The sequence below is a fragment of the Lacipirellula sp. genome, assembly GCF_965279485.1.
Classification (GTDB): domain Bacteria; phylum Planctomycetota; class Planctomycetia; order Pirellulales; family Lacipirellulaceae; genus Lacipirellula.
The window spans coordinates 1,965,862-1,990,437 of sequence record NZ_CBDIIC010000002.1 but is presented as its reverse complement, the minus strand read 5'-3'; the positions used below and the strand labels follow the sequence as shown (position 1 = coordinate 1,990,437).

Annotated in this window: 19 protein-coding genes; 9 read left to right on the top strand and 10 right to left on the bottom strand. The window is 54.1% G+C overall.

What is annotated here, in order from left to right; all coding sequences use genetic code 11:
* Positions 1-182: 182 nt before the first annotated feature.
* A complete protein-coding gene (locus ACQY7R_RS15620; RefSeq protein ID WP_428306516.1) occupies positions 183-398 on the bottom strand; it encodes a hypothetical protein in 216 nt (71 codons plus the stop codon).
* A gap of 1,074 nt (positions 399-1,472) precedes the next feature.
* On the opposite strand from ACQY7R_RS15620, the gene ACQY7R_RS15615 reads away from it, so the two are divergent.
* Positions 1,473-2,117, top strand: a complete 645-nt coding sequence (locus ACQY7R_RS15615) for a recombinase family protein (RefSeq protein WP_428306515.1) — start codon at positions 1,473-1,475, stop codon at positions 2,115-2,117.
* 408 nt (positions 2,118-2,525) lie between these two features.
* Positions 2,526-7,160 (top strand): NACHT domain-containing protein, encoded by a 4,635-nt coding sequence (locus ACQY7R_RS15610; RefSeq protein WP_428306514.1) that lies wholly within the window; start codon positions 2,526-2,528, stop codon positions 7,158-7,160.
* Positions 7,161-7,205: 45 nt separating this feature from the next.
* On the opposite strand, the gene ACQY7R_RS15605 is transcribed toward ACQY7R_RS15610, so the two are convergent.
* On the bottom strand, positions 7,206-7,994 hold the full coding sequence (locus tag ACQY7R_RS15605; protein WP_428306513.1) for a restriction endonuclease: 789 nt from the start codon (positions 7,992-7,994) through the stop codon (positions 7,206-7,208).
* A 310-nt stretch (positions 7,995-8,304) separates the two neighbouring features.
* Between ACQY7R_RS15605 and ACQY7R_RS15600 the strand changes: the two genes are divergently transcribed.
* A complete protein-coding gene (locus ACQY7R_RS15600) occupies positions 8,305-9,405 on the top strand; it encodes a glycosidase (RefSeq protein ID WP_428306512.1) in 1,101 nt (366 codons plus the stop codon).
* On the opposite strand, the gene ACQY7R_RS15595 is transcribed toward ACQY7R_RS15600, so the two are convergent.
* Positions 9,392-10,429, bottom strand: a complete 1,038-nt coding sequence (locus tag ACQY7R_RS15595; RefSeq protein WP_428306511.1) for a glycosyltransferase family 4 protein — start codon at positions 10,427-10,429, stop codon at positions 9,392-9,394. The genes ACQY7R_RS15600 and ACQY7R_RS15595 overlap by 14 nt on opposite strands.
* A gap of 145 nt (positions 10,430-10,574) precedes the next feature.
* Positions 10,575-11,003 (bottom strand): helix-turn-helix domain-containing protein, encoded by a 429-nt coding sequence (locus ACQY7R_RS15590; RefSeq protein WP_428306510.1) that lies wholly within the window; start codon positions 11,001-11,003, stop codon positions 10,575-10,577.
* Positions 11,004-11,216: 213 nt separating this feature from the next.
* On the opposite strand from ACQY7R_RS15590, the gene ACQY7R_RS15585 reads away from it, so the two are divergent.
* Positions 11,217-12,212, top strand: a complete 996-nt coding sequence (locus ACQY7R_RS15585; protein WP_428306509.1) for an SAM-dependent methyltransferase — start codon at positions 11,217-11,219, stop codon at positions 12,210-12,212.
* A 122-nt stretch (positions 12,213-12,334) separates the two neighbouring features.
* Here the strand turns inward: ACQY7R_RS15585 and ACQY7R_RS15580 are convergent, their stop codons facing one another.
* The 5 genes from ACQY7R_RS15580 to ACQY7R_RS15560 all read right to left on the bottom strand — a co-directional run bounded on the left by ACQY7R_RS15580 (position 12,335) and on the right by ACQY7R_RS15560 (position 14,874).
* The gene (locus ACQY7R_RS15580; RefSeq protein WP_428306508.1) at positions 12,335-12,481 is read right to left on the bottom strand and encodes a lmo0937 family membrane protein; all 147 of its coding nucleotides are present in this window, start codon (positions 12,479-12,481) and stop codon (positions 12,335-12,337) included.
* Between the two features lie 220 nt (positions 12,482-12,701).
* Positions 12,702-13,037 (bottom strand): hypothetical protein, encoded by a 336-nt coding sequence (locus ACQY7R_RS15575; protein ID WP_428306507.1) that lies wholly within the window; start codon positions 13,035-13,037, stop codon positions 12,702-12,704.
* Between the two features lie 78 nt (positions 13,038-13,115).
* A complete protein-coding gene (locus tag ACQY7R_RS15570; RefSeq protein ID WP_428306506.1) occupies positions 13,116-13,520 on the bottom strand; it encodes a response regulator in 405 nt (134 codons plus the stop codon).
* 178 nt (positions 13,521-13,698) lie between these two features.
* Positions 13,699-14,262: a hypothetical protein gene (locus ACQY7R_RS15565; protein WP_428306505.1), complete on the bottom strand. Its 564-nt coding sequence runs from the start codon at positions 14,260-14,262 to the stop codon at positions 13,699-13,701.
* A gap of 153 nt (positions 14,263-14,415) precedes the next feature.
* The gene (locus tag ACQY7R_RS15560) at positions 14,416-14,874 is read right to left on the bottom strand and encodes a DUF2294 domain-containing protein (RefSeq protein WP_428306504.1); all 459 of its coding nucleotides are present in this window, start codon (positions 14,872-14,874) and stop codon (positions 14,416-14,418) included.
* A 382-nt stretch (positions 14,875-15,256) separates the two neighbouring features.
* Here ACQY7R_RS15560 and ACQY7R_RS15555 point away from each other — a divergent pair, with 382 nt between their 5' ends.
* The 4 genes from ACQY7R_RS15555 (at position 15,257) to mgtA (ending at position 20,716) form a co-directional block, all read left to right on the top strand.
* Positions 15,257-15,637 (top strand): DUF2294 domain-containing protein, encoded by a 381-nt coding sequence (locus ACQY7R_RS15555; RefSeq protein ID WP_428306503.1) that lies wholly within the window; start codon positions 15,257-15,259, stop codon positions 15,635-15,637.
* A gap of 187 nt (positions 15,638-15,824) precedes the next feature.
* Complete coding sequence (locus ACQY7R_RS15550; protein WP_428306502.1) at positions 15,825-16,154, top strand: hypothetical protein; 330 nt, start codon at positions 15,825-15,827, stop codon at positions 16,152-16,154.
* A gap of 320 nt (positions 16,155-16,474) precedes the next feature.
* Complete coding sequence (locus ACQY7R_RS15545; RefSeq protein WP_428306501.1) at positions 16,475-17,116, top strand: DUF4142 domain-containing protein; 642 nt, start codon at positions 16,475-16,477, stop codon at positions 17,114-17,116.
* Positions 17,117-18,178: 1,062 nt separating this feature from the next.
* On the top strand, positions 18,179-20,716 hold the full coding sequence (gene mgtA / locus ACQY7R_RS15540) for a magnesium-translocating P-type ATPase (protein ID WP_428306500.1): 2,538 nt from the start codon (positions 18,179-18,181) through the stop codon (positions 20,714-20,716).
* A gap of 66 nt (positions 20,717-20,782) precedes the next feature.
* Here mgtA and ACQY7R_RS15535 read toward each other — a convergent pair whose 3' ends face one another.
* A complete protein-coding gene (locus tag ACQY7R_RS15535; protein ID WP_428306499.1) occupies positions 20,783-21,985 on the bottom strand; it encodes a diadenylate cyclase in 1,203 nt (400 codons plus the stop codon).
* A gap of 202 nt (positions 21,986-22,187) precedes the next feature.
* On the opposite strand from ACQY7R_RS15535, the gene ACQY7R_RS15530 reads away from it, so the two are divergent.
* Positions 22,188-24,554: a phosphoketolase family protein gene (locus tag ACQY7R_RS15530; RefSeq protein ID WP_428306498.1), complete on the top strand. Its 2,367-nt coding sequence runs from the start codon at positions 22,188-22,190 to the stop codon at positions 24,552-24,554.
* The last annotated feature ends 22 nt before the right edge of the window (positions 24,555-24,576 follow it).

Sequence of the window (24,576 nt, the reverse complement as noted above, 5' to 3'; positions counted from 1 at the left end):
TTCGGACACGATCCGCGTGCGGCCCCAAGCTGGGCGATCAGCAGGCAGAATGGTCTGCTGGAGGCGTCGCACAAAAAGCTTTAGTGGGACGGAACCGGACGGAGAGGCGACACATTGGGTCGCGAGAAAATTATCGAACAAAGGAGGAACCTGTGGGATGCGACCACGGTTAATGATTGAGACTATTGGAGCCGACTGAGGGCGTCCATTGGGCCTTCGAGCTTTCGGCGGTGGTCGACCCGCGCGAGCAGGAAGGAGCGGACCTCCTCCTGGTTTTTGGTGCTGACCCCGCCGCAGCCGCGGCAGTAGTCGGAGCCGTGCTCCTGGCGGTTAGGGCATTGGCCGTGCTTCCCGGTGCCCTGGCACTGTTCGGGATGGCCAGGAGGAACTCGATCCATTCGGGCGCTCGCGGGAGACAAGTCTTGACATAGATAGACTAGGGGCGTTTTGGCGATTTTTTCAGAATCGTAGAACTTTTGTCCGAAATACACGCTCGGGAGTTACTGAGTTACTCAGACAGTTACCCAAATAGTTACCGACTTCAACGCGTCCAATCACCTCGCTCTCTACGCGACATACGCACAAACCTCTTAAATAAATAGATTGGAGGAGGAGTAGAACTAGAAGAATCATATAAGGAGTTACTGAGTTACCGAGTTACTTAGACATTCACGTATATCTGAGTGTGATTTTTTTCTCTATATAGCGATGTGGGGCTGAGTAACTCGGTAACTCAGTAACTTTTCAGATTCTTCTCGGATTTTCTCGATTAAGTTGGCCCTCGCCGCCCGTTAGGGCTGAGTAACTCGGTAACTTTTGCGGTTGATCTTCGCGCCACACGCCCTAGCAGGCCCTGAAAGAAAACCACCACTCAGGAGTCGCACCCTCACCTCGCATCGCGTCAGCGAGCCTTGTAGGCGTCGTGGTGACATCCTGCGACTCAGAGGACCATATCATCGACATTAGAGTATCTGCCGCGTGGGCTGGTGACGGGGACGGGTCTCGATGAGCGACGCCTCGGCCGGACAGGCGGGACCGCCTTCAGTGTGGCGTCGTGACCTGAGTCGGTGTTCGAGAATGCGAACGCAATAGCCAAGTCGGTATTCCTTCGCTCATTCGCGGCGCGCCGAACGTCACATCACGGCGCTAATCTCCGGCGCTTTGCGCGAATGCACCACTCTCGCGCGGTTGTACGCGGTTGAGCGCAAGCTCAGGTTTAAGCCGAGGTCGACCCACCGTCCGATCTGCCAGCCGCTCACATCGCTCAACTCGGCAGCGGCGCCTCGACCCTCTCAAGCCGCCGTCGTACCGACGATCGTGCTGACGGTGGCGCCAATCGTGGTCAACGCGGCGACGCAGCTTGAGGCGCCAATAGCGTACTATCGACTCCGATATTTCCCAAATTCTCTCGTTACATCGCTTCAACGTTCGTTCGTGCGATGTAAAATTGAGTATCACCAGAGGGAGTCAACATGAAGATCATCGCCTACGTCCGTGTCTCAACCAACAAGCAAGCCGCGTCAGGGCTCGGTCTGGAGGCTCAGCAGGCCGCTGTAACTGCGTTCGCTCAATCCAACTCGGCTACCATCGCGTCAGAGTTCATCGAAGTAGAGACAGGCAAGCGAGCCGACCGGCCCGAGCTGGCTCGGGCCATTGCTGCTTGTCGTCGCCAAAGGGCGACGCTCGTGATCGCCAAGCTCGACAGACTCGCGAGAAACGTCGCCTTTGTGGCGAACTTGATGGAGGCACGCGTGCCCTTCGTCGCCTGCGACAACCCAAATGCAACGCCACTGACCGTTCATATCTTGAGCGCTGTAGCCGAAGATGAGGCCAAGCGCATCAGTCAGCGGACCAAGGACGCGCTGGCACGTGCGAAGGCCAGAGGTACTGTGCTCGGCAAGCCGGCCAACCTCACCGAATCGGCACGACGCAAGGGCACAGTAGCCAACATACAGGCAGCTCACAGGCACGCAAGTCTCGCCTTACCCCTCGCACGCAAGCTCCGCGATGCAGGTGAGACGTTGGTTGCGATTGCCAATCACTTGACTGATGGTGGGATGCTTACCCGCACAGGGAAGGCATGGAGTGCGACGAGCGTGCTTCGATTGCTGGCTTGACGGGAGGGGGAGGGTCAAATAAGATAATTACAACCGATTTAAACGACCCTAGCTTCGCCCGGCCCCTTCCCCGCTGATTGCGCAATTTTTCAGAGCACTGACGCGTCAAACGTTGAGAGGTGCGGCGAATTCACCTCGGAGCGTAAATCACTTCCAGCTTTGCCACTAGATTCATTGTCGCGTGCGTCAACAAGCAGGTTATGGGCGATTGTGTGGTCTGCCCCGCTGTGGTCGGAAAGTCGGTCACGGTCTTGTGAGGACGGCGAGAGGAGTGAAGTCGGTCCGCGATAACCTCAGCGATGCTGAGTCAATCTCCGTTCGCTGCCAATTCGTATACCAGATGGCTATATTGTGCGTGGGGTAACCATCTGGACCAATGCTTCTGATCGAGAATCTTGGGGAATAATAATGGCTCTGGAGCCCGGCGGCTACGCTGATAAGGTTGGAAATCGCTATGAGGACCTTTGGGTCGCCCGGCAGTTGTTGCGCGTCCTGAACGAAGAGTTGTCCTCCGTAACTGTAGAAGCAGTCGGAGAAGACGAAGTGGGAACAGATTTATGGATTGTTCAAAAGAACGGCGTACGCCAAGCCCAGCAGTGCAAAGTCCGCAACGTAAGCCGAGATCATTGGTCGCTCAGCGACTTAGCCAATAGAGGAATTCTACGTGGGATTCAGACACAGCTTGCCCGTGATCCAACATATGAATTTGCACTCGTCACAGCCATTTCTGCAACGATAGTTCACGACATTTGCAAGAGTGCACGCAATTCGGCCGGCGACTCGGAAAACTTTTACGCAAATCAAATTCAGGCGATTGGCGAAGACCGGCGGCAGGCATTTCGGGCATTCTGCGATTACCTGGACCTCGATAGTGATTCAACAGACGATCGCTACACGGCCTTTACCTATCTCCAACGGATTTTCATTGAGCATTGGCCAGATACAAACACTTCGCGTAGAGACCTCAATGGTCTCGCGCAGGTGTTGGTAACGGGCGACCCGGCAACAGTCATTTCGGTGCTGTCCGGACTAGCGCACGAAATGCTTCGGAAACCTATCGATACTCCGCTGGTGTGGGGCTATCTCGAATCCAGAGGCCTCCACCCTCGCAAACTATCTTCAGATGATCGAGTTATGCCGGCGATCCAGGCGCTGCAACGGCAATTCCGCGAATCGATTGGTTCCGACTTGATTGACGATAAGCTGATTGCACGACAGGAGGCAGTCGAAGTAGTCAATGCAACTAAGAAGCATGGCGTTATCGTACTTCATGGAAGCCCCGGGCACGGAAAAAGTGGTGTTTTACTTGAGTTAACCGAAAGACTTCGAGAGGAAGGCATTGTTTTTCTGCCAATCCGGTTGGATCGGCAGACGCCGGAAAACAACTCAAGGCAGTTCGGTGTCAACTTGGGCCTGCCTGAATCCCCTGTGCATTGTCTTGATGCCATCGCTAGCGCTGGGGCGGCAGTGCTCATTCTTGATCAACTTGATGCCATCCGCTGGACATCTCGTCACTCAATGAACGCATTGGAGGTGTGTCGTGCCATTCTGCGCGAGGTCAGACATCTACGAGGAGGTGGAAAGCAGATCAGCGTTGTCCTTGCCTGCCGCAGTTATGATCTCAGAAATGATCCAGAAATAAAAAACTGGATCGCTACAGAGAAGAACAATGGGAACGTAGCCGAAGTTGAAATAGCTCCATTTCCAAGGGAAACGGTTACTTCAGTAGTACAGCAGGTCGCAACGGTCACTCTCTCAGAGCGACAGCTGCAGATTTTGGAGTCGCCTCAACATTTAGCAATGTGGGTTCGAATTGTTCGATCACGCGGCGCATTCGAATTCCAAAATCGCGTTCAATTAATGCGAGAATACTGGGATGACCGTCTCCGTGAGTTAGGGCGTTTGGGACTTTCCTCGGCTGATGTCGAGGCCGCAATTCAACCAGTCTTGGATTACATGGATCGCGGAAGCGTAGCTGCTCCAAGAAGCCTTCTATCGAACGCGTCAGTGCGGGACGGTCTACTACATGTTGGGCTGCTCCAGGAGAGCAATGGTCAAGTAACGTTCGGCCATCAAAGCTATCTTGACTATCAGATCGCCAGTCGAGTGGTACGACAACTTCACTCTGCGGAACAGAACGTTGGTGCTTGGCTAGGCGGCGCGGAAAAGCAGTCGTTGTTTCGACGAGAACAAGTTCGACAAGCTCTTTGCCTGTTGAGCGAAGAGTCTCCTTCGCGCTTTCTTGATATCATTATGGAGATAATTGCGAGTGAGAAAGTGCGCTTTCACTTGAAGCACTTGTGCTTAGAGGTCATCGGAGAACTTGACTCGCCTTCCACAAGTCTTCTGGTTTATCTGAAAGAAATATCGGACCACAAAGTCTGGGAAGAGCATGTGGTTGCTACCACCTATGTCTGTCATGCCCCATTCATTACTGCTTTGATTGAGAGCAAGACAATGAATGTCTTGTTGGAATCCGAAGAGAAGCGTAATACGGCGCTTTGGATTCTACGTTCATCTCCCAAGCCCATGGCCGATGCAGTTACTGCTGTCCTTGAACCTTACGTGGAGCGCGGCGGCGACTGGTTGCCGCAAATCCATGGGTGCTTGTCATGGAATGTAGAGGACGATTCGGATGTGATGTTCGAGTTGCGGCTGAGATTGGCGAGGCAAGGCGTATTTGCAGGATACGTGAATTGGGACAACTTATCTCTGCAAAGAGCGTGGAGGCTGCTTGAGGCAATTGTGTCGTCGTGGCAGCCTGAAGATCTGCCACAAGACGCACTTAGAAGCCGCGGGAAAGCGGAATTTGAGGCGTGGTCGCACGAGGATATTAAGCATCTTGCCATCGCTGTACAAGAATCGCCCCATGATTCTTGGAATAGCTTGGTTGGCCATATTGTTCGGCTCTACCCGCAGGGAAGTGAGACTGAGGACGACGCATTAGAGTTGTGGTTAGACGGCGACCGCTTCGAGCGTCGCCGAGGTTTAGAATCCGTCCCTAACGTACTCGTGACTCTAGCCATCAGCGCGGGTAAACACGCAGCAGTAGTCGACGCCGACGTTTTTTGGAAAGCAACCGAATCACTGCGATGTAGTGATTCCGCGGTCGTCAGGTTCCTGCTGATCGAAACTTATGCCGATTTGCCCGATCGCGTGGCAGATCAGGGGATCGCTTGGATACTTAGTGACCCGACTCTTTTGAGTGTGGGTACTGGCGAAAATGAACCTGAATGGATGCCGACGGCACGCCTGATTTCTGCATTGTCACCACATTGCAATGATGATTTATTTCAGCAACTTGAAGTGACTTTGCAGCGTTATCACTCGCCTAGTGAGCTGCGTGACGCTAAGTACTCGCTCCCTTGTTGGAAACGAGGCTACTATGGCGACTACTGGGGCCGCGCTCAGTATTTTTCACTGCGTGCTCTGTGTTCTCACAGACGCTCCGAAGACATAACCGGCCTGATTGGTGTTTTAGAACGCAAGTTCGCGGACTACTCTGAACGTCGCTTCGTTCGTCGTTCAGAGCCCCAAGGAGGGACAGTTACGTCAACGCTAGCCGGTGCGCTCCACCGCATTTCTGACCGCTCCTGGTTAGAAATCATTCAAAACCATCAGCTGCCAAGAGTGCGAGGAAGAACCCGACGTTACCGAGATGGCTATGTCGAAGAGTCGAGCGTATTTCAATTTTCTCGTCAGCTATGCGGAATCGCAAAGAGATTTCCGAAACGGTTCGGTCGACTGGCGACGCAATTTCCGAGTGGCTCGCCAGTCGAATACAAAACAGCGATGCTGGAAGCGATTAAAGAAACCCAACCCCAGAATATTCCTGAAAGCGAAAAACTCACATGGCAACCAGTTGATACCGAAACGATCGAAAAGGTACTGGACTCGTTCGGTAAAGAGAATGATGGGTCTTACGCTCGCCAATTCTGCTGGCTGCTATTTGAACGACCGCAGGACCACTGGTCCGAATCCACCCTTGAAACGCTGATTGAGTATGCCACCAGCCATCCAAGCCCGGAAGGCGACAGACCTCGCCGCAAGAAGGGCGGCAATAGTCCCGATGAGCCGGAGGTCGCAGTCAATGATTTAGAGACGGAGGCATTGAACTGCGTTCGTGGCGTCGCTGCGATGGCAATTGGCGAACAACTGCAGGCGACACCGGAATTAGTTGAGTTCTTCCGCGAGACTATCGAACGACTTTGCACCGATCCTCATCCTGCCGTTCGCGTCGCAGCGGTCAGAATGTGCCTTTCATTTCTCTCTGTAGATGAGGATTTCGCGATATCGTGCTTCTTACGCGCCGCATCTGACGATCTTCGCGTAGCAGCATCAAGGGGTGCCCCGTACTACTTCAATGTCGGCATGATTCGGCACCGGGAGAAATTCTCGCCGATTATCACTCAAATGCTGAAGGCCGAGCACGACGAGGTCGCTGAGCAAGGAGCTATGGAAGTCGCAGCACGATGGCTTTTCCATGACTGCTTTTCAGATGAAGTGAAAGAATGCATTCAAGGCAGCGTGGTGCATCGCCGAGGGCTAGCAAAAGTGGCGGTCGATTTTTCGGCCGATTCGGATTACTTCGACAAGTGCAGAGTGCTCATCGAATCGCTTGTAGAGGACGACGATGCAGAGGTGCGAAACGCAGTTTCCAGATTTGCGCGCAAGCCGGATGTATTATCATTGCCTGGCGGCGTCGACCTGATGACTGTGTTCGTTAAGTCGAAAGCATTTTTGGACGATCCAAGTGTGCTCATGTATGCCTTACGAGAATACGCAGGGAGTCTTTTGCCATTTGCCGAAGTGCTCCTGACGATTTGCGATCAGTTCGTTGGTCCTCTTAGGGAGTCTTCCCGCGATCCTCGCAAGGGAGGTATGCATGACGTGTCACAGTTCCAAGAAATACTGCTTCGCTTGTACGAACAGGGAAATGATGCCGCTGATTTGAAAATCGTGAATCGTTGTTTGGATGCGTGGGATGCGCTAATTGAAGGGCGGGTCGGCATGACAAAAGAACTCTCACGAGCGTTAGGGTAGCACCAACGTCTTGGGCAAACTGCAATGTGGCATCGCCGACGCCCCTCAAATTACCAACTTCCCCAGCACCAAGTCCGCAATATGTTCCTCGCCAATCAGCTTGCATCGATTACTCGCAGCAAGTATCTCAGCGCTCCCCGTGAAGCGGCTATTGGTGATCACAGCGCAGGCGTTACATCGGTAGTGCGCCATTCCAGCCACAGCTTCCTGAACTGCGCCATTGCCCACGGAACTGTAATAACCCTTCGCTTGAATCGCATATCGAAGCGGTCCGATCTCGACGACCAGATCGACTCCCTGGTCGCCGGTCACTCGCGTCGTCTCCACAGTTGCGCCTAAAAGCCGAAACGCTCGGGCCAGGAATTGCTCCCAATCCGTGTCGCGCATCGCGCGCCAATTCTCTTTCAGTAGTTCCTCACGCTGATACTGAACCGACTTTAAAATGGCGTCGAGCGATTGTTGGTCGACACGAATGACTCGATCGACGTTCGATAGTTCGACGCCCAAGGCCTCGGCGGTTTCTTTGGCAGTTCGTAGACGCAACTCAGCATTCTGAATAAGCATTGCCAATTGAACGTCATTCGGCACAAACAGCAGCCACGCCATGAGCGCCCCGGACGTTCCCTCGATGACCAGGAACGGAATGAACGCGATGCCGAAAGAGCCTGTAGCCGCTTGGGCGACTAAAAACGGAAGGACGCCGCATGCAATCGATCCCACGAGGATCACCCCAAGCGGCCAGAGATTGTAGTCCTGTGCTGGCCGTCGCAGTATTCGCTGCCAATAGCGAAACGCGTAACGCGATCTCGCTTGGGATTCTTCGCGGCGAGCCATCGCCGATTGACTCGCCAGTTGAACCTTGATCTTTCGATTCTCGCCAAGGCGTCGGCTGAGAACGGCCGCTTGTTCGTGTTCGGTCATGGTAACTGATAAGATGATGTCGAGATAAGTTAGCTACCATCTTACTGTGGGATGTCCAAAATAGAAGTTGACCGCGAATGGCTTCATTCCATGCCTTCATCTAGCTATTGGCGATCCCTAGCATTAGGCTACACCACTTCGAGTTGTCCCCAACTCGATCGAGGCTAGCACTGCCGATTGCCCCTTGGTCGCCGCATCCGCAATCTCGGCCAGTGGAAAACAAATGACCATCCCATCAAGAATCCTTACTCGCTTGCTCGTCAAACCGGCGGATCTCAGTTCACAATTTGAAGGCTTTGAAGTCATTGGCACATTCAATCCAGCGGCCATTGAATATGATGGTGGAGTCGCTCTTCTAATCCGCGTCGTTGAACAGCCACTCCAAAAGAAATCCGGCTTTATTGCACTGCCTTACTGGGATCACCTCCAGGGAGCGATTTCCATTGATTGGCAACCGCTGAGCAACGTGGAGATGGTTGATCGCCGCATTGTGCGGCTCAAATCTAACGGGTGCATCAGGCTAACTTTCATCTCTTACCTATTGCCTGCATTTAGCCAGGATGGGTTGACGATCACTCGATTCGGCGAAGAGCGGATGTTGCCAGCAACGAAGTATGAGACGTTTGGCGTCGAGGATCCAAGGCTCGCCAAGCTCAATGATCGCTACTTCTTCACGTACGTGGCAGTCTCGCCATTTGGCATCTCTACGGCACTTGCCTCGACCACTAACTTTGAGTCATTCGAGCGCCACGGAATTATTTTTTGCCCCGAGAATAAGGATGTCATCCTCTTTCCAGAGAAGATCGGCGATGAGTTCGTTGCGTTTCACCGTCCCAATCCGAACGGACGCCTTTCACCGCCTGAAATGTGGCTGGCGCGTTCGCCAGATTTGATCCATTGGGGAAGTCACGAACGACTAATGGGGAGCGAAGCCCATTGGGCCAACGTGAAAGTGGGAGGAGGCACTCCGCCGCTCCACACGTCAGCCGGCTGGCTTTCGCTGTACCACGGCCATATTAAGCCAATTCCAGAGTCGTCTGGTCAGCATGACATTGGGGAGTACGCGGCGGCGGCAATGCTGCAAGCGATTGAAGATCCCGCCCGCATCCTTGGCATGTCGCCGCAACCAGTTATGCGCGCTGAGGCCGATTTTGAACGATATGGTTATCTACCGAACATCGTCTTTCCGACCGCCATGTTGAGTCGAGGTGAATTTGTGGATGTCTATTATGGCGCTGCGGACACCTCGACAGGCGTCGCTCGGTATCGACTTTCGGATCTATTGGATGCGACCGCGCCATATCCCCCGCTCAAGCTCGCTTAGGCGCTTCCCGTTCAAAGATCTGCGCATAAACCCGTTCATAGGATTGCACCATCGCATCCACTGAGAAGAGTTGCTCAACGCGCCGACGGCAGTCTTTGGGACTTATCTCTCCCGTCCTCTCAACTGCCTCGACCGCCTGCGAAATGTCTCTGACGACAAAACCCGTCTGACCGTCGGCGATGACTTCCCGACATGAGCCGCAATCCATAGCTATCACCGGGACGCCTGCGGCATTAGCTTCCACAAGCACCAATCCAAATCGTTCGGGGATCGTATTGAGATGCAAAACAGCCGCCGCTTGTGAAAAGAGCTTGTTTTTGCCCTCAACATCGACCGGTCCAATATAGGACACGTTGAATCCGTCGATGAAAGGTTCGACTTTCTCACGAAAGTAAGCATCGTCTTGAATGATTCCCGCGATGATTAGGCGTCGTCCACTTCGTCTAGCGACATCGATGGCTAGATGGACGCCTTTGTCCGGGTGAATTCGGCCCAAGAAGACCAAATCGCCGCCACGCTGATCGTTCAGCGGGTAGAGGGATAAGTCGATGCCGTTATAGACGGTAGCCAGGTATCGTAAGCTTGGATGTCGATCTGAGTCGCTTATCGAGACGAAATACCCGTCTCGATACTTTTCGTAGACAGGCATAATCTGCGGCGATGAAAAACCATGAATGGTCGTTAACACTGGAGTATGAACGAGGCGGCTGTACGTCAGCGCCATGAAGTCATAGTGACTGTGAATCAAATCGAATTCTTCGGCGTGCTCGAACGCTTCCGAGATATGCAAGCATTCGGCGACCTTGGGATCGACGCTGCGATCCTCTTCGTATCCCGTAGGCACTACTGATCGCAATTGGGCCTGAGTGACCGAATCTCCGGTGGCAAACAACGTCACATCCCAGCCTCGCGCTACCAATCCTTCGGCGAGATTGCTGGCAACGGTTTCCCAAGCGCCATATTGGCGGGGTGGCGTTCGCCATGCGACCGGTGACAAGATTGCAATTGACTTCCGCTGTTTCATTAAATCAATTGCCCTGTCGTCGGCATCATTCTTTACCGGAACTCAAGATCAAGTCAGCCTTGCCAGCATGACGCGTTGGAGCGATGCGAAGGCTGGCGCACCGCGCTCGATCAGCGGATGCTTAATTGAAGGCGCCTTGGAATCGCTAAGCCGCACGCTTGCCACTGTCTTCCAGTCGTCTCAGCGCCTCTCGCTTACCAATGCCGCGCACCGCAACCAACTGAGCCAGCTGTTCTTGACGAGGGCGCGACTTGCCGTGCTCCCAGTTGTAGATGGTCAGCGACGACACGCCTACAAGACGGGCATAGTCAGCGGCTGAGAGCCCCAGTCGCGTCCGTTGCGCCTTCACCGAGCGAGCCGAAAATCGTACGGACTCGTCAATCTTTTGCGGTGAGGGTTTACCCTTCTGGAGAGAGGCGATCCTCTTCTCCTGCTCGCGAATCTGTCGTTTGAGCTTGGCAATCTCTCGCCGATGTTGCGCTACCGCTCTCGCGGTCACTTGAGTCGCCGCTTTAATTTCCTTGCGCGCCAAACGGCGGATTTCTTCTTTCAGAGCTTCTGCCAGTGTCGTCATGGATGCCTGTTCCTGGGTGATCGTAACTATTGCACTTTAATTGCTAAATGCCGGTATGTCATCCCTTTGTGTGGAAAGCGTTCCAGTTGCGATCACCGGCACCACGCACATTTCAACCACGACAATTCCGACACTACGATTTTTGTGTGACATTTGCCTGATCGGTACGCTAAGACATTTGCTAGGCAATCCTGTCGTTTCAAGGAGAGTCCGATGTCTACCGTCGAATGTGCGCCAATCAGGCCATCCACTGACCTCAGTAGCTTGCCCCAGCCGCGCCCGCGGGTGGCTCCGACGAAGCTGGTGAAGCTTTGTTACACGATGGTTCACGCTGCCGAAGCAGTCGGAATCCGCGATCTGGCCGACGGCGAATATCTGCCGACTGACACAACGCTTGAAGCAGGAATCGACCGCCAGCTTAACTACCTGCTCGATCAAGTCGGCTGCACCCGTCCCGGCTTTCGACTACTAGAAATCGGCTGTGGTTACGGACACCTGCTCCAACTGGCCATAGCGCGCGGAGCCGTCGCCGTCGGCATCAACATCTCCTCGGAGCAAGTGCGCTACTGTAACGAACATGGCGCTCATGTTTATTGCTGCAACTACCGTGATTTGCTAACCGCCACGGAGTGGTACGGCCAGTTCGACGGGGTAATCGCGAATGGATCGCTGGAGCATTGGGTCCAACCCGAGGATGTGCAGGCGGGCAAGATGGACGCGATCTACTGCGAGTCATTCGACATCGTGCATCGGTTGCTTGCCCCTGCCGTCCCTGATGCCCGGTACGTCACGACGGCCATCCACGTGAAGCGCGAAGTGAAACCCGAGTATCTGCTTACCCCCTGGGGGCGCCATCCCCGCGGCTCGGATCGCCGCCACTTCAGCCTGCTGCACAACTGGATGGGAGGCTATTATCCAGTGGATCGACAGCTTGAGAAATGCGCATCGCCATTTTTCGCCTTAAAAGCAGAGGTCGACGGCACGGCGGGCTACAAGCAGGCCAACGATTACCGAATGGCCCGTATGATGAGTGGCTTGTACACGAATCCGAAACTCGTCTGGCGAATCGTGCGATCGTTGGCCCGGCACCCGCGAATCACCGGGACCATGATCGAATCCTACTTTATCGAGAAATCATGGGACTGGCAATTCCGGGGTGACGACCCGCCGATGAAGCTCTTACGACAAACATGGCAAATTGCGACGTAATGCGCCGCGCCGAAAGTGGCATTCGCACGTGGATCGTTTTCGATCGGCAGAAACTAGCGAATGCAGACTATGGTACGCAACGCACCTACTTAGACGATCGTGAAGTCTCTCCTCACGCGATTTCAGACTACCCTTCGACCTTGAAGTAGCTGCACGACCAGCACCACGAGGGCGATAACTAGAAGGACGTGGACCAAGTTACCCGCGACACCAAACCCGAGCCCCAAGGCCCACATCACGAGTAAGATCAGCAGAACAGTCCATAGCATAAGTCACCTTGATTTCAACAAAACAATCGAAACAACCGATGCTCAAGGGTGGTTCATAATCGAGCTTCGGGCTCATTACCGGCGACTGCGCGACTAATAGGCTCCACCGCCACCGAAAAGCAGGATCAGCTCAACATTTAAAGAACAGGTCAGTATCGCTCATGCTTTGGTCTGCTCGTGGATAACAGTGTTACTGGCGCAGCCAAACACGGTGACAGTTTCACTCGGTTACTTCTTTCGCGGAATTCTTTGCTGCATTGGCGGTTGTCTGCGCGTGGCTTCCAACTGTGCGGTCGCCGCTCAATCCATCACAGCAGATTACCTCGACACGATTATCAATTTGTTGGATGTAGTGAAGTTTCCCGAGTAGCTCCTGTAGCAGTTGTTTCAAATAGTACGTCGGTACGATCCCCTCGATGATAAGCACTTCGTCAACATGGGTAAACGTAAACTCTTTGATCCGGCCAGTAAAATGAACAGATGCGGATAGGAGTTCGCGCACGTCGCGTTCAACCGAGTTGATAGCTGGCGATCGATCCTCTTGCGTAGTATCCACCGTGCGTCCCATTGAGTAATAAGTGAAAATTCGAATGCCTGACCGTGGATCGCTTAACCGCTTGGTAGCGCCGCTGAGTTACATGGAACAGACCGTTGATGGGCTCTCGACTGAGGACTCATCACTAACTTGCTCGCAAGCATGCTTAATAGTGGTCTCTAGTACTGCCAGATAGCATGGTTTTGTAATGACGGCGAACGCACCTTCCGACTTTGCTTGACACAGCGGATAGTCATAACCAGAGAGAATGATGATTTGCATATCACTCTGGATTCGTTTGAGTCGTCGCATCAACTCTATTCCGTCCATGTCTGGCAGGCTGAGATCGAGTAATGCTATCTGGAACTCACACCGCTCTACTTCGGCAAGTGCTTGACGCGAGTTCGATGCGCTCGCAACACGGAAGCCTCGTCGGCTGAGCAACGTGGTCATCGCACGTAGTTGTTCACACTCGTCGTCAACAATCAGAATAGAACATGTCATTCGAATATCCCTTCGAAATTGAACGTGCGCTTGAGCCAAATTCAGGCAACTTGACTTGTGACGATCATCGTCCTGGCAACCCATGATCCCGCCGAACATCAATTGACTTGCGTAGCCGTCGACAACGTGGTGTCCGCGCAGCCCCACGGCACGCAAGCCAATCGATTGAGTGCGTTTTCTATTTCTTAACGACGACTGACGTGTCTGTCGCCGTCTTTGGGGGTGTTACGCCTTGTGACTTCATCATCGCCGCATGCGCGGCATTCGCCGTCGTGACAGCCCTTTGGACGGCTGCAGTCTGCTCGGCGATTTTAGCCGCGTCAGGCTTGGCTTTCGCCACCTCTGCGTTCAGCTCCGTTTGGTGCTTATCTGCTTCGGCATGCTGACTGCGCATGACCTCTACGTGCTTCTTGGCTTCGGCCTGCTCGCTTGCCGTCAGCGATGCCTCAAGCTCCTTCACCTGCGACTTTGCAGCGTTGAGCTGGCGACGAATCTCGTCCGAATGAGTTATTGCCGTCTTCGGATCGATCGCGGTGTGTTGGGTCGCATGATGCATGGCGTGATCATGCAACACGTGGCTATGATCCAATATGTGCCGATGATGCAAGTACATGACGTGATGGCTTGCTTCCCGATGACTGCCGGGAGCGATCTGCGACGGCTTCTGAAGAGGATCCGCCAGACTCGCGCTCGCCAACGCGCATACGATGATCGCCGCCGTAAGGGACATTTGATATCGCATCGTCATTTCTCCTTCAAATTGAGGAATTTCATGTGCTCGGCGTGCTGCGGCGACGCCGCAGGCAAAGCTTGCCGATTCTGGGATTGGAAATTCATCATATTGTGTTCAATTTGTCATTGGGTTGACTGGTCGCGTCACTCATCAATGCCATGTTCATCCAGGGACTGAGTGAAGTCCTTCATCCTCAGCGCGACCAAGTCTGTCTTGCGCGTCGCCGCCACGTTCGGCCTCTGCGGTCGTCTGCGACGTGAGCAGATAGACCTGCACCATTGCGCCGGACGTAAATGCATGCACAACAGTTCCTGTAGACGGTTCGATCTCGGCGGCCGCCTCGCGAACTTCCCGGCCAGTGATTCGGGCGATCTCTCGTCGCATCTCGTCGTTGGAACTCGTGAAGAGCCGACGATGGTACTCTTGCACCTGAGCCATTCCCTCTGGACTTTGTGCCAAAGCTCTCTCTGCGGGTGACAACGCATCGAGTAAGGTGACTACGAGCGTATCTTCGCCCATGACGACCGTGACGGCCTTCGGAGCGTGACCAGTGCGTTGTTGCTGCATGGCCTTGGCTATTTTAGCGATCTGCTCTGCAGCCGATTGTGTGGACGATGACACGATGGATTGGTCCTTTGTTGTCGCGGGCAATGCTGCGGGCAACAACGAAAAAAGCCGACGTAATTGAACGCCTATTTAGCGTTCAAACACGTCGGCTTACTTGCTAACGAGTCGCCCAGCCTTAGCCGAACTGCTCTTTATCTAGTCATCCGAGCATACAGGTCACTCGCTTCGCTTTCGAAACCCTTTTCGATGGCGTCGACTTGTGCGAGCGACTCAGTAGTTAGACTCTAGCTCAGGACTAAGAAATGAACACCCCTAACTAGTTTAAATTGTTCGTAATGCAATTATGCTGCATCCCCTCAGCGTAGTCCTGTCGTTGTTGCGATAAACGTTGCATAAACCTAGTTGCGTGAGCTGGGCGGCCATTTACGGGGCAAGCATGAAGTCAATCGGCGAAATCGAAGCAGCGATTTGCGAAGGGATTTCTCGCTTTGAACTTGAACATATGGGAAGAGGTCCGAGTGATATTCGAACATTCCTCTTAGGCGATTTAGTACTTGTCCGCCTTCAAGGAGTGCTAACGGCGGCCGAGCAGCATCTCGTTGCTTCACTTCCGGCGGACAAAGGGCGGGATCTGCTCAAGCAAGTCAGGACCCACCTAATCGAGACCGCGCGACCAATAATGGAGGCTATGGTCGAAAGCATTGTAGAAGTCTCTGTGGTGTCATTACACCATGACATCAGCACGAGAACGGCCGAGGAAATGCTGATTTTCACGCTTTCGACGGCCCCAGAGTGTCGCGCCCGCAATAAACGTTAATTGAAGTCTTCGCGCAAATACGTGGGCAGATAGGAAGTTATCGCGCAATTGTTCTCTTACCGGTTTAGTGAACTAGACACTCTTCTAAATTACATTCGCGACATTTAGTCAGACAGACCTTACGTCCTCCTCTGCTCAGCGCGACAATAATGCCTGTGTTTCAGTTCCAGCGGTGAGGAGCATTGACATGCGATGTGGAAACTCATTTTTATCAGATGACGGATTTGATGCTGCTCTAACTGGTGAAGTGGTCTCCTGTGAATCATTGGCGGACGCACTGGCCATTAAAGCGGCCAACCAGATTCTGTGTGGCAGTGATCGTGCGGCGTACAAGCCCGCCTACTTGGAGAGTCTCGTTCGCGTTCTCTTAAAGTACGGCCGCACCCGTGCGGCTTGCCTATTGAGTGGCAGCGTGATCGGATTGCTCTCGCAATGCCTGCAAGTATCGCCTGATTCTCAAGAAATGATTCGCAAATGCCAACCAGCCGCTCTTCAGGCCGAAGGCGCGATACGGTGACGCTGGCTACTGGTCGACACGCAGTCAGCTTGATTCGGATATAACCATCGTCATAGCTGTCGTCTTCTCGATCTCGCTCTCTGCGAGATGGATCTACTCGCCGTGTGGAATGGCTTCTGTCGATTTGTCGGTACGCGCATTGCACGGCCATAAGACGCAGAGATTGCTGCGTGAGCGTCAAATCGCCGTTTAGACACCGCTTCACAAGTTAGTGAACGTCCTCCGGCATGATGCGAATCACTTGAAAGGAGTTGCGCCCACACCACAAGCAGTCGCCAATTGTTACGAAACACACCTGTAAGAAAGTGAGAGTGAGTGAAATGAGAATTTCCATCATAACGGCATTGGGATGCATGCTTTGCGTCGCGACAGCGTATGGAGAGACGAAGGGGACAAATCAGTCGGGCCACGAAGGACTCGACCACGAGATCGCTGCGTGCATGTTGCTGGGCAATCAAGAGGAGATCGCCCTCGCGCAGTTTGCGGAACAGCACGCCGAGCATGCGGATGTGAAGGAGTTTGCCAAGGCGCTAGTGGCGGCGCACACGAATGCCGTGGCTATGATTAAGAAGGCGGCGCCCGAAGTCGCCGACCTGCAACTCTCTGCGGGTAAGAACGGCGCAACTGTTGCGCATGAAGGGCAGAATCATGCCGCGATTGGGCTGCTTCAGCAGGTGAAGAGTGAGTGCCTTTCACTCACTGAAAAGGAGCTTGGTGAGTATAAAGGGGCCGAATTCGACCAGGCTTTCATTGGTCAACAGCTTGGCGCACACGTCGGTATGCTGGCCCAGCTTCGAGGCAGTAACAGTTTCGCCTCTCCTGAACTCCAGAAGGTGATCGCTGAAGGCGAGAAGACGACTGAGGCTCATATGGCTGCGGCAAAGAAAATTATGACTCAGCTCAAGGCTGACGCCACGAAAACGGCTCGTGTGGGACAACGTGCCACCGCACAGAGCCGGTAGGTGAGCCCGCGTTCCATCAGACCCAGTGCGGCGTCTAGTCGCTGCATTGGGTCCTTCTATAGTCTTAGCGTTCGGTCGTTTGAGAGATGAGCGGCATCCGTTCGCGCAAGACCCTGTTCCGATGGATGTGGCAGAAGCACTGAGTCTGGAATTCATCTAGGATTATGTGTGGCTTGAAACCATGAACGAGACGCACCAACGCCATTGGCCTGGCCTCGGGAATCAAGGTGACGCCTCCCAATTGTTGACCGTTAGGCACTCCATGCGGCGTTTGCTAGTTGTAATTCTTGGCATTCACTGCGGGGCCCGGACTTTCGCAGGCGACGACCCGAGTTCCTGCTATGAGCGCGCGAATCGTGTGCAAATAATTTGCGTAACCCCGGCAGGCAAGCTTCTGGCCGCAAAGCTCGACAAGATGGATGTTGAGCATCAATGGCTTCGCAGTGATCTACGCATTGATTGGCGGACTGGAGCGCCAATCGGTGAACAGGAGGGAACTCCGCTTCGAGAGGATGAAACCCATTGCAGCGCATTTGCCGCCGCCGTTGCTGAGAGGTTCGGGATCTATTTGCTTCATCCTCCGGAGCATGCGCTGGAGCTTTTGGCCAACGCTCAATTCGAATGGCTAGCGGGCGTTGGCGGCCGAAATGTCGGATGGCGGCCCGTTGGCAGCGCTGTCGAATCGCAATGCCTGAGCAATCAAGGAGAACTGGTCGTCGCTGTGTTTGAGAACCCCGATGTCCGCCGTTCTGGACATGTCGCGATTGTTCGACCTGAGACCAAAAGCATCGCCCTCATTACACTGCACGGACCGCAGGTTATGCAGGCGGGTTTTATTAACTACCGGTCAACCGACCTCGCCACTGGCTTCGCCCGTCACAATGGTGCTTGGATTCCGCACAGGAGCAGTGCAGTGCGATTCTTCTCGCACTCGTTGAGTGACGCGCGTCCGTTGATAGCGTGTCGACGTTTCTTAACTGGCTACGATCGATGTCGGACTCGATTTACTACAATTCGTGCTAATGGGCGATGTGGTGCAAGCACTAACTAGAGGTGTTCGGTATGACGGATATCGAACAGGAGAGGACGTTCTGGTCGTCGACCGCTGACGAGTTAATCCTACGGTTGCAATCCAGCGTCGAGGGGCTATCGAGCATGGTAGCCGAACAGCGATTGCACGAATTGGCGCCCAAATCATCCAAACGAAAGCGACATGCTGGGCTGCGATTATTCTTTTTGCAGTTCAAAAGTCCAATCACGCTAATCCTGATTGCTGCTGCGGCACTTTCGATCTTCCTGCATGACACAATTAATGCTGTCATAGTACTTATAATTGTCATTGCCGGAGCCGTTCTTGGCTTCTGGCAAGAGCGAGGCGCTGCTAACGCCCTCGAAAAGCTTCTGGCTCTGGTATCCACTAAGAGCACGGTATATCGAGATGGACGGAGCATCGAGATACCTTCGGATCAGATTGTGCCCGGTGATGTAGTCGTATTGTCTGCAGGAGCTACGATTCCCGGCGACTGCCTTCTACTTGAGGCCAACGAGCTACACGTCGATGAGGCGGCTCTTACTGGTGAGTCATTTCCAACCGAAAAGCGTTCAGGCGTGCTTCCCGCGGAGGCACTACTCGCAGAAAGGAGCAATGTGCTCTTCTCTGGAACGCATGTGGTGAGCGGTGCAGCGAAGGCACTTGTCATCTTCACCGGCTCCGCCACCGAGTTCGGTAAGATCTCGCAACGCCTTGAACTGCGACCGCCGGAAACGGATTTTGAGCGTGGAGTGCGACAGTTCGGTTACCTGCTGATGGAGGTCACGACGATCTTGCTCATCGTGATCTTTGCCGTCAACGTGCTATTGAAGCATAACCCGCTCGAAGCACTAATGTTTGCTTTGGCGCTGGCCGTAGGGCTCACCCCTCAATTGTTACCCGCGATTATTAGCGTCACTCTGGCGAACGGTGCTCGTCGCATGGCGACCCTTAAGGTAATCGTGCGACGGTTGTCCTCTATCGAAGATTTCGGCAGCATGAATGTGCTTTGCTGTGATAAAACGGGGACGCTTACAGCGGGAATCGTCACTATTCATTCGACTTTGGATCCGATCGGAGCGCCGAGCGAATTACCGCTTCACGCTGCATACATCAACGCGTCGCTGCAAGCGGGCTTTACAAATCCAATCGACGACGCCGTTCGCAAATGTCAATCGACTGCACCGTCAACGTATCGAAAGGTTGACGAATTCCCCTACGACTTCATACGCAAACGGCTGACGGTAGTGGTCGAGAATGGTGGAACGCACTGGATGATTAGCAAAGGTGCAGTCGACAATCTGCTGTGCGTCTGTAATCGAGTTAAGCTGAGCAATGGCGTTGAGGCCGATATAAGCGAATTCTCAGAAAGGATCCACGACAAATACTGTGAGCTGAGTGGGCAAGGGCTTCGCACTTTGGGAGTCGCTGAACGGCGCTTTGAGGTGAACTTGCCATCGGAACGCGAGCTTGAGGAGAACATGTTGTTTCTTGGGTTTCTAGTTTTAGAGGATCCGCCAAAACCCGAGATCAAGGAAACAATCGAGCATATTACGAAGCTGGGAATTACGCTCAAGATGATTACGGGCGACAATCGCCATGTAGCGGCATTCGTCGCGAAGCAGGTGGGACTGCCCGAGTCGGCATTGATGACGGGCAGTGAATTGCGGCAATTAAGCGATGACGCCCTTCTGCACCGTGCAGGGGAGACGAGCGTCTTTGCGGAGATCGAACCGAACCAGAAGGAGCGGATCATTCTCGCGCTGAAGAAGGCTGGAGAAGTCGTCGGCTACCTTGGTGACGGCATCAACGATGCATCCGCTCTGCATGCGGCCGATGTCGGCATTTCGGTCGATCAAGCAGTAGATGTCGCGAAGGAGGCGGCTGACATCGTCTTGATGGAGCGCGACCTCAACGTCCTGGTTCAAGGCGTCCGCGCGGGACGAGAAACTTTTGCCAACACAATGAAGTATGTGTTCATGGCAACCAGCGCCAACTTTGGGAACATGTTTAGCATGGCAGGCGCGTCATTGTTCCTTCCTTTTCTTCCGCTGCTGCCGAAACAGATACTACTTCTCAATTTGATGGCCGATTTTCCGGAGATGGCAATTGCCGACGATCTCGTGGACGAAGAAATGCTAACGTCCCCGCGTCGCTGGGATATCGCCTTCATTCGAAGATTTATGCTGGTTTTCGGAACTCTAAGCTCCCTTTTTGATCTTGTGACGTTCGGAATTCTGTTGAAGCTGGGCGTCAGTCAAGCGCAGTTCCGCACCGCATGGTTCTTCGAATCACTCATTTCCGCATGTCTTGTGGTGCTAGTAGTACGTACTCGTCGGCCGTTTTGGAAAAGCCCGCCCGGCCGACTGCTACTCGTAGCGAATGTGTTGATGGTCAGCGCTGCGGCCATATTGCCGTTCATGGCCTGGACAAGCGTGCTCGGATTCGCACCTCTTTCGTTTGATCTAGTGCTCATACTGTTGGTAGTCATCGCAGCTTATGTCGGGACTGCCGAGGTGGCAAAGCGCTCGTTCTATAGCTGGGGGCGTCATGACGAAAATCAGTCATGATCTGCCTCTGCAGGCGTGGCTGTGCCGGAGCCAACTGCAGCAGTGATTGCAATTGTCGGCGAAGGACTAGGGAGCCGACTTTCCCGTCGGGACCGTTGTCGAGGAGAGCTGAAGTTCAAGCTCACTCGGGTCAACGTGGACGACTTGAAGATCAGACGGATTGATGCAGTTCTTTGAAGTCAGAGCGACTTTCGTCTTGCCTGCTTCGAAACCCTGAAGGTCGACTCGCACTTCGAGCGTGTTTGGCGTCAGCAGGGCGAACGCCGGTTCGGAGCCATTGAGCGTCACCCGAACATTTTCCAGAGCGTCGTCATTCATGACCAAGTTTCTCGGGACGTTCCGAAATTCCAACGGAACGGCAAAGCTTCTCTCGATCGTATCGGCGTGACTCGCATAGAGCACCCACGCGACGGCCGCAATCGTCACGGCGGCGACTTTTAACCCCAGCCGGCCAACGAGCGGCCCTGCAAATCGAGGTTGATTTGGTACGGGATATTTCTCGTTGAGGAACGCACCGATTCGCTGTTTTAGCTCGATTGGCGTGGTGACCTCGTAGAGTGCCCCGCCATAGGCAACACTGATCGCTCCTCGCTCCTCCGAGGCGATTACGATCAGAGAATCGACCATCTCGCTTAGTCCTAGGGCTGCACTGTGCCTCGTTCCCCGGCCTCGAAGTTCGTTAAGGTTGTTTGACAAGGGCAGGTGCGCGCACATCCGCACGATTCGACCATCCTGCACGATGACTGCTCCATCATGTCCTGGTGTGCCAGGGTCAAAAATGCTTTGCAGCAGAATGACGTTGACAGGCGCAGAGAGGGTAATTCCTCCCCTGAGTAAGGAATCGAGAGCATCGTGCCCCTGAATTACGACCAGGACGCCGACCCGTTGTTCTGCGCTCTTGGAAACGAAATCGATCAATTCGTCGATCGGTTCGCCCGCCAACCAATCCTCTGCGCGAATCTTGCCTTTCCACCGCCAACGTAACAGGATCGCACGGCGAATATCTTCCTGGAATGCGATTGCGAAGAGTACCAAGAGACCGAGCGCTGCGGAGCGTAACGCCAATTCCGTCAGATACAGTTCAAAAGCACTGGCCGCCAGGTAGACGCCGACAAGCCCCGCAGCTGCCAACAGTAGGGTTCGATTGTGCGTTGTCCACAGAAGGTAGAGCATCGCGTAGACGAGGACCGAAGCAATGGCAATATCGACGGCATCCATCGCCCCGAACGACTCGATCGACTTTTCAATAGATAGCGCAAACCCGAGCATACCGCCTCGAATGGCCGATGTACCCAAACTACCGGTCTAGGTAATTGTACGCACTGGCGGTTACAGGCAGACCTGATCGCAATTAATGAGGAAGCACTGTTGTTGGACAGTTTTCTCGGGACGGACTTCCGCGGTTTGCGCGATAGGTTGCACTGCAGCAAGTGCGATCGGATAGAATCAGTCGAGCGAAAGGACAATGCTTATGGAGTCTTCCGGCCCCACACCTGAATTGCTACTCAAGATGGACGCGTATTGGCGGGCCTCCAATTATCTCGCGGTCGGTCAGATTTACCTTCGCAGCAACCCGTTGCTTCACGAGCCCTTAGAGGCCGAGCACATCAAGGCGAGATTGTTGGGTCATTGGGGCACGACGCCAGGACAGAACTTTACCTACGTCCATTTGAACCGAGTGATCAAGCAGTATGATCTGAACATGATTTACATCTCGGGGCCGGGACATGGCGGACCGGCGTTGGTGGCCAACACCTATCTGGAAGGATCGTACACCGAGTTTTATCCTGACGTGACCCAGGATGAGGCGGGCGTGGCCAAGCTGTTCAAGCAGTTTTCGTTTCCCGGGGGCATTCCAAGTCACGTTTCGCCCGAAACGCCCGGATCGATCCACGAAGGAGGCGAGTTGGGCTACTCGCTGAGCCATGCGTTTGGAGCCGTGTTCGACAATCCAGAGTTGATCGTGGCCTGCGTCATTGGCGACGGCGAGGCAGAGACTGGCCCGCTGGCCACTGCCTGGCACTCCAACAAGTTCCTTAACCCCGCGTCGGATGGGGCCGTCTTGCCGATTCTGCACCTTAACGGTTTCAAGATCGCCAATCCCACCATCTTGGCTCGAATCGGATCTGATCAGTTGGCGGAGTTAATGAGGGGATATGGCTACGAACCATTTTTCGTCGAAGGCGACGATCCGGCGACGATGCATCTCCTCATGGCGACGACTCTAGATACGGTAGTGGGCAGAATCAAAGAGATTCAGCGCGCCGCGCGGACTGACGGCTGCTCAGGCGTACCGGCGTGGCCGATGATTGTGTTGCGATCTCCCAAAGGTTGGACAGGTCCCAAGGTAGTCGACGGCGTCCAGATCGAAGGGACCTGTCGATCCCATCAGGTGCCGCTCACCGAAGGGGCCGAGACGCCCAGTCATATACCGCTCCTAGAAGCATGGATGAGGAGTTATCGCCCAGAAGAGTTGTTCGACGAGTCGGGCCGTCTCCTCGCCGAATTGGCCGAGTTGGCGCCTCGCGGTGAGCGGAGAATGGGCGCCAATCCTCATGCCAACGGCGGTATCCTCATGAAGGCGCTGCGGATGCCTGACTTCCGAGAGTATGCCGTTAGCTTTGCATCGCCCGGCTCCGTCGATCGGTCAGATACGCAGGTGCTAGGACAATTTCTAAGGGATGTAATCAAACTAAATCAGGCGCATCGCAATTTTCGCATCTTCTCCCCCGACGAAACCGCGTCGAACCGGCTTTCCGCCGTCTTCGAGGCTACTTCAAAGCAGTGGCTTGCCCCCATCGAAGCGAATGATGAGCATCTGGCTGCCGAAGGCCGAGTGATCGAGATGCTCAGCGAGCACCAGTGCGAGGGATGGCTAGAGGGTTATTTGTTGACGGGTCGGCACGGACTGCTCAATTCCTATGAGGCCTTCATTCACATCGTCGACTCAATGTTCAACCAGCATGCCAAATGGCTGAAGGTAACGCGCAACATCCCCTGGCGGCGGCCAATCGCCTCCCTGAACTATCTGCTCGCATCGCACGTCTGGCGCCAGGATCACAACGGGTTTACGCATCAAGATCCCGGGTTCATCGACCACGTCGCCAACAAAAAAGCCGAAATCGTTCGCGTCTACTTTCCGCCGGATGCAAACTGCCTTCTCTCAGTGATGGACCATTGCTTGCGTAGCACGCACTACGTCAACGTCGTCGTCGCCGGCAAGCATCCGGCTCCGCAATGGCTTGGCATCGACGCCGCCATCGCACATTGTTCCGCGGGAATCGGGATGTGGGAGTGGGCCAGCAACGACCAGGATGGCGAGCCTGACGTGGTGATGGCCTGCGCCGGGGACGTGCCGACGCTCGAAACGCTCGCGGCCGTTCAGTATCTCCGACAAGCATTGCCCGAACTCAAGATTCGCGTCGTCAATGTCGTCGACCTCATGAAGCTCCAACCTGCCAGCGAACATCCACATGGTTTGACCGATTATGACTTTGATACGCTCTTCACGAGAAACAAGCATGTGATCTTCGCATTCCACGGTTATCCGTGGCTGATCCACCGACTCACGTACCGTCGTACGAATCACGCTTATTTGCACGTCCGCGGCTATAAAGAAGAAGGGACAATCACGACTCCGTTTGATATGGCAGTGCTGAACGATCTTGATCGCTTTCACTTAGCTACTGATGTCATCGATCGCCTGCCCCAACTTGGCTCGCGAGCAGCACACCTAAAGCAGGCTCTCCGAGATAAGCTATTCGAGCATCGCCAGTACATCAACGAACACGGCGAGGACATGCCGGAGATTCAGAACTGGAAGTGGGAGCTGAGTTGAAAGTTATGCTCAGAGCAAACCG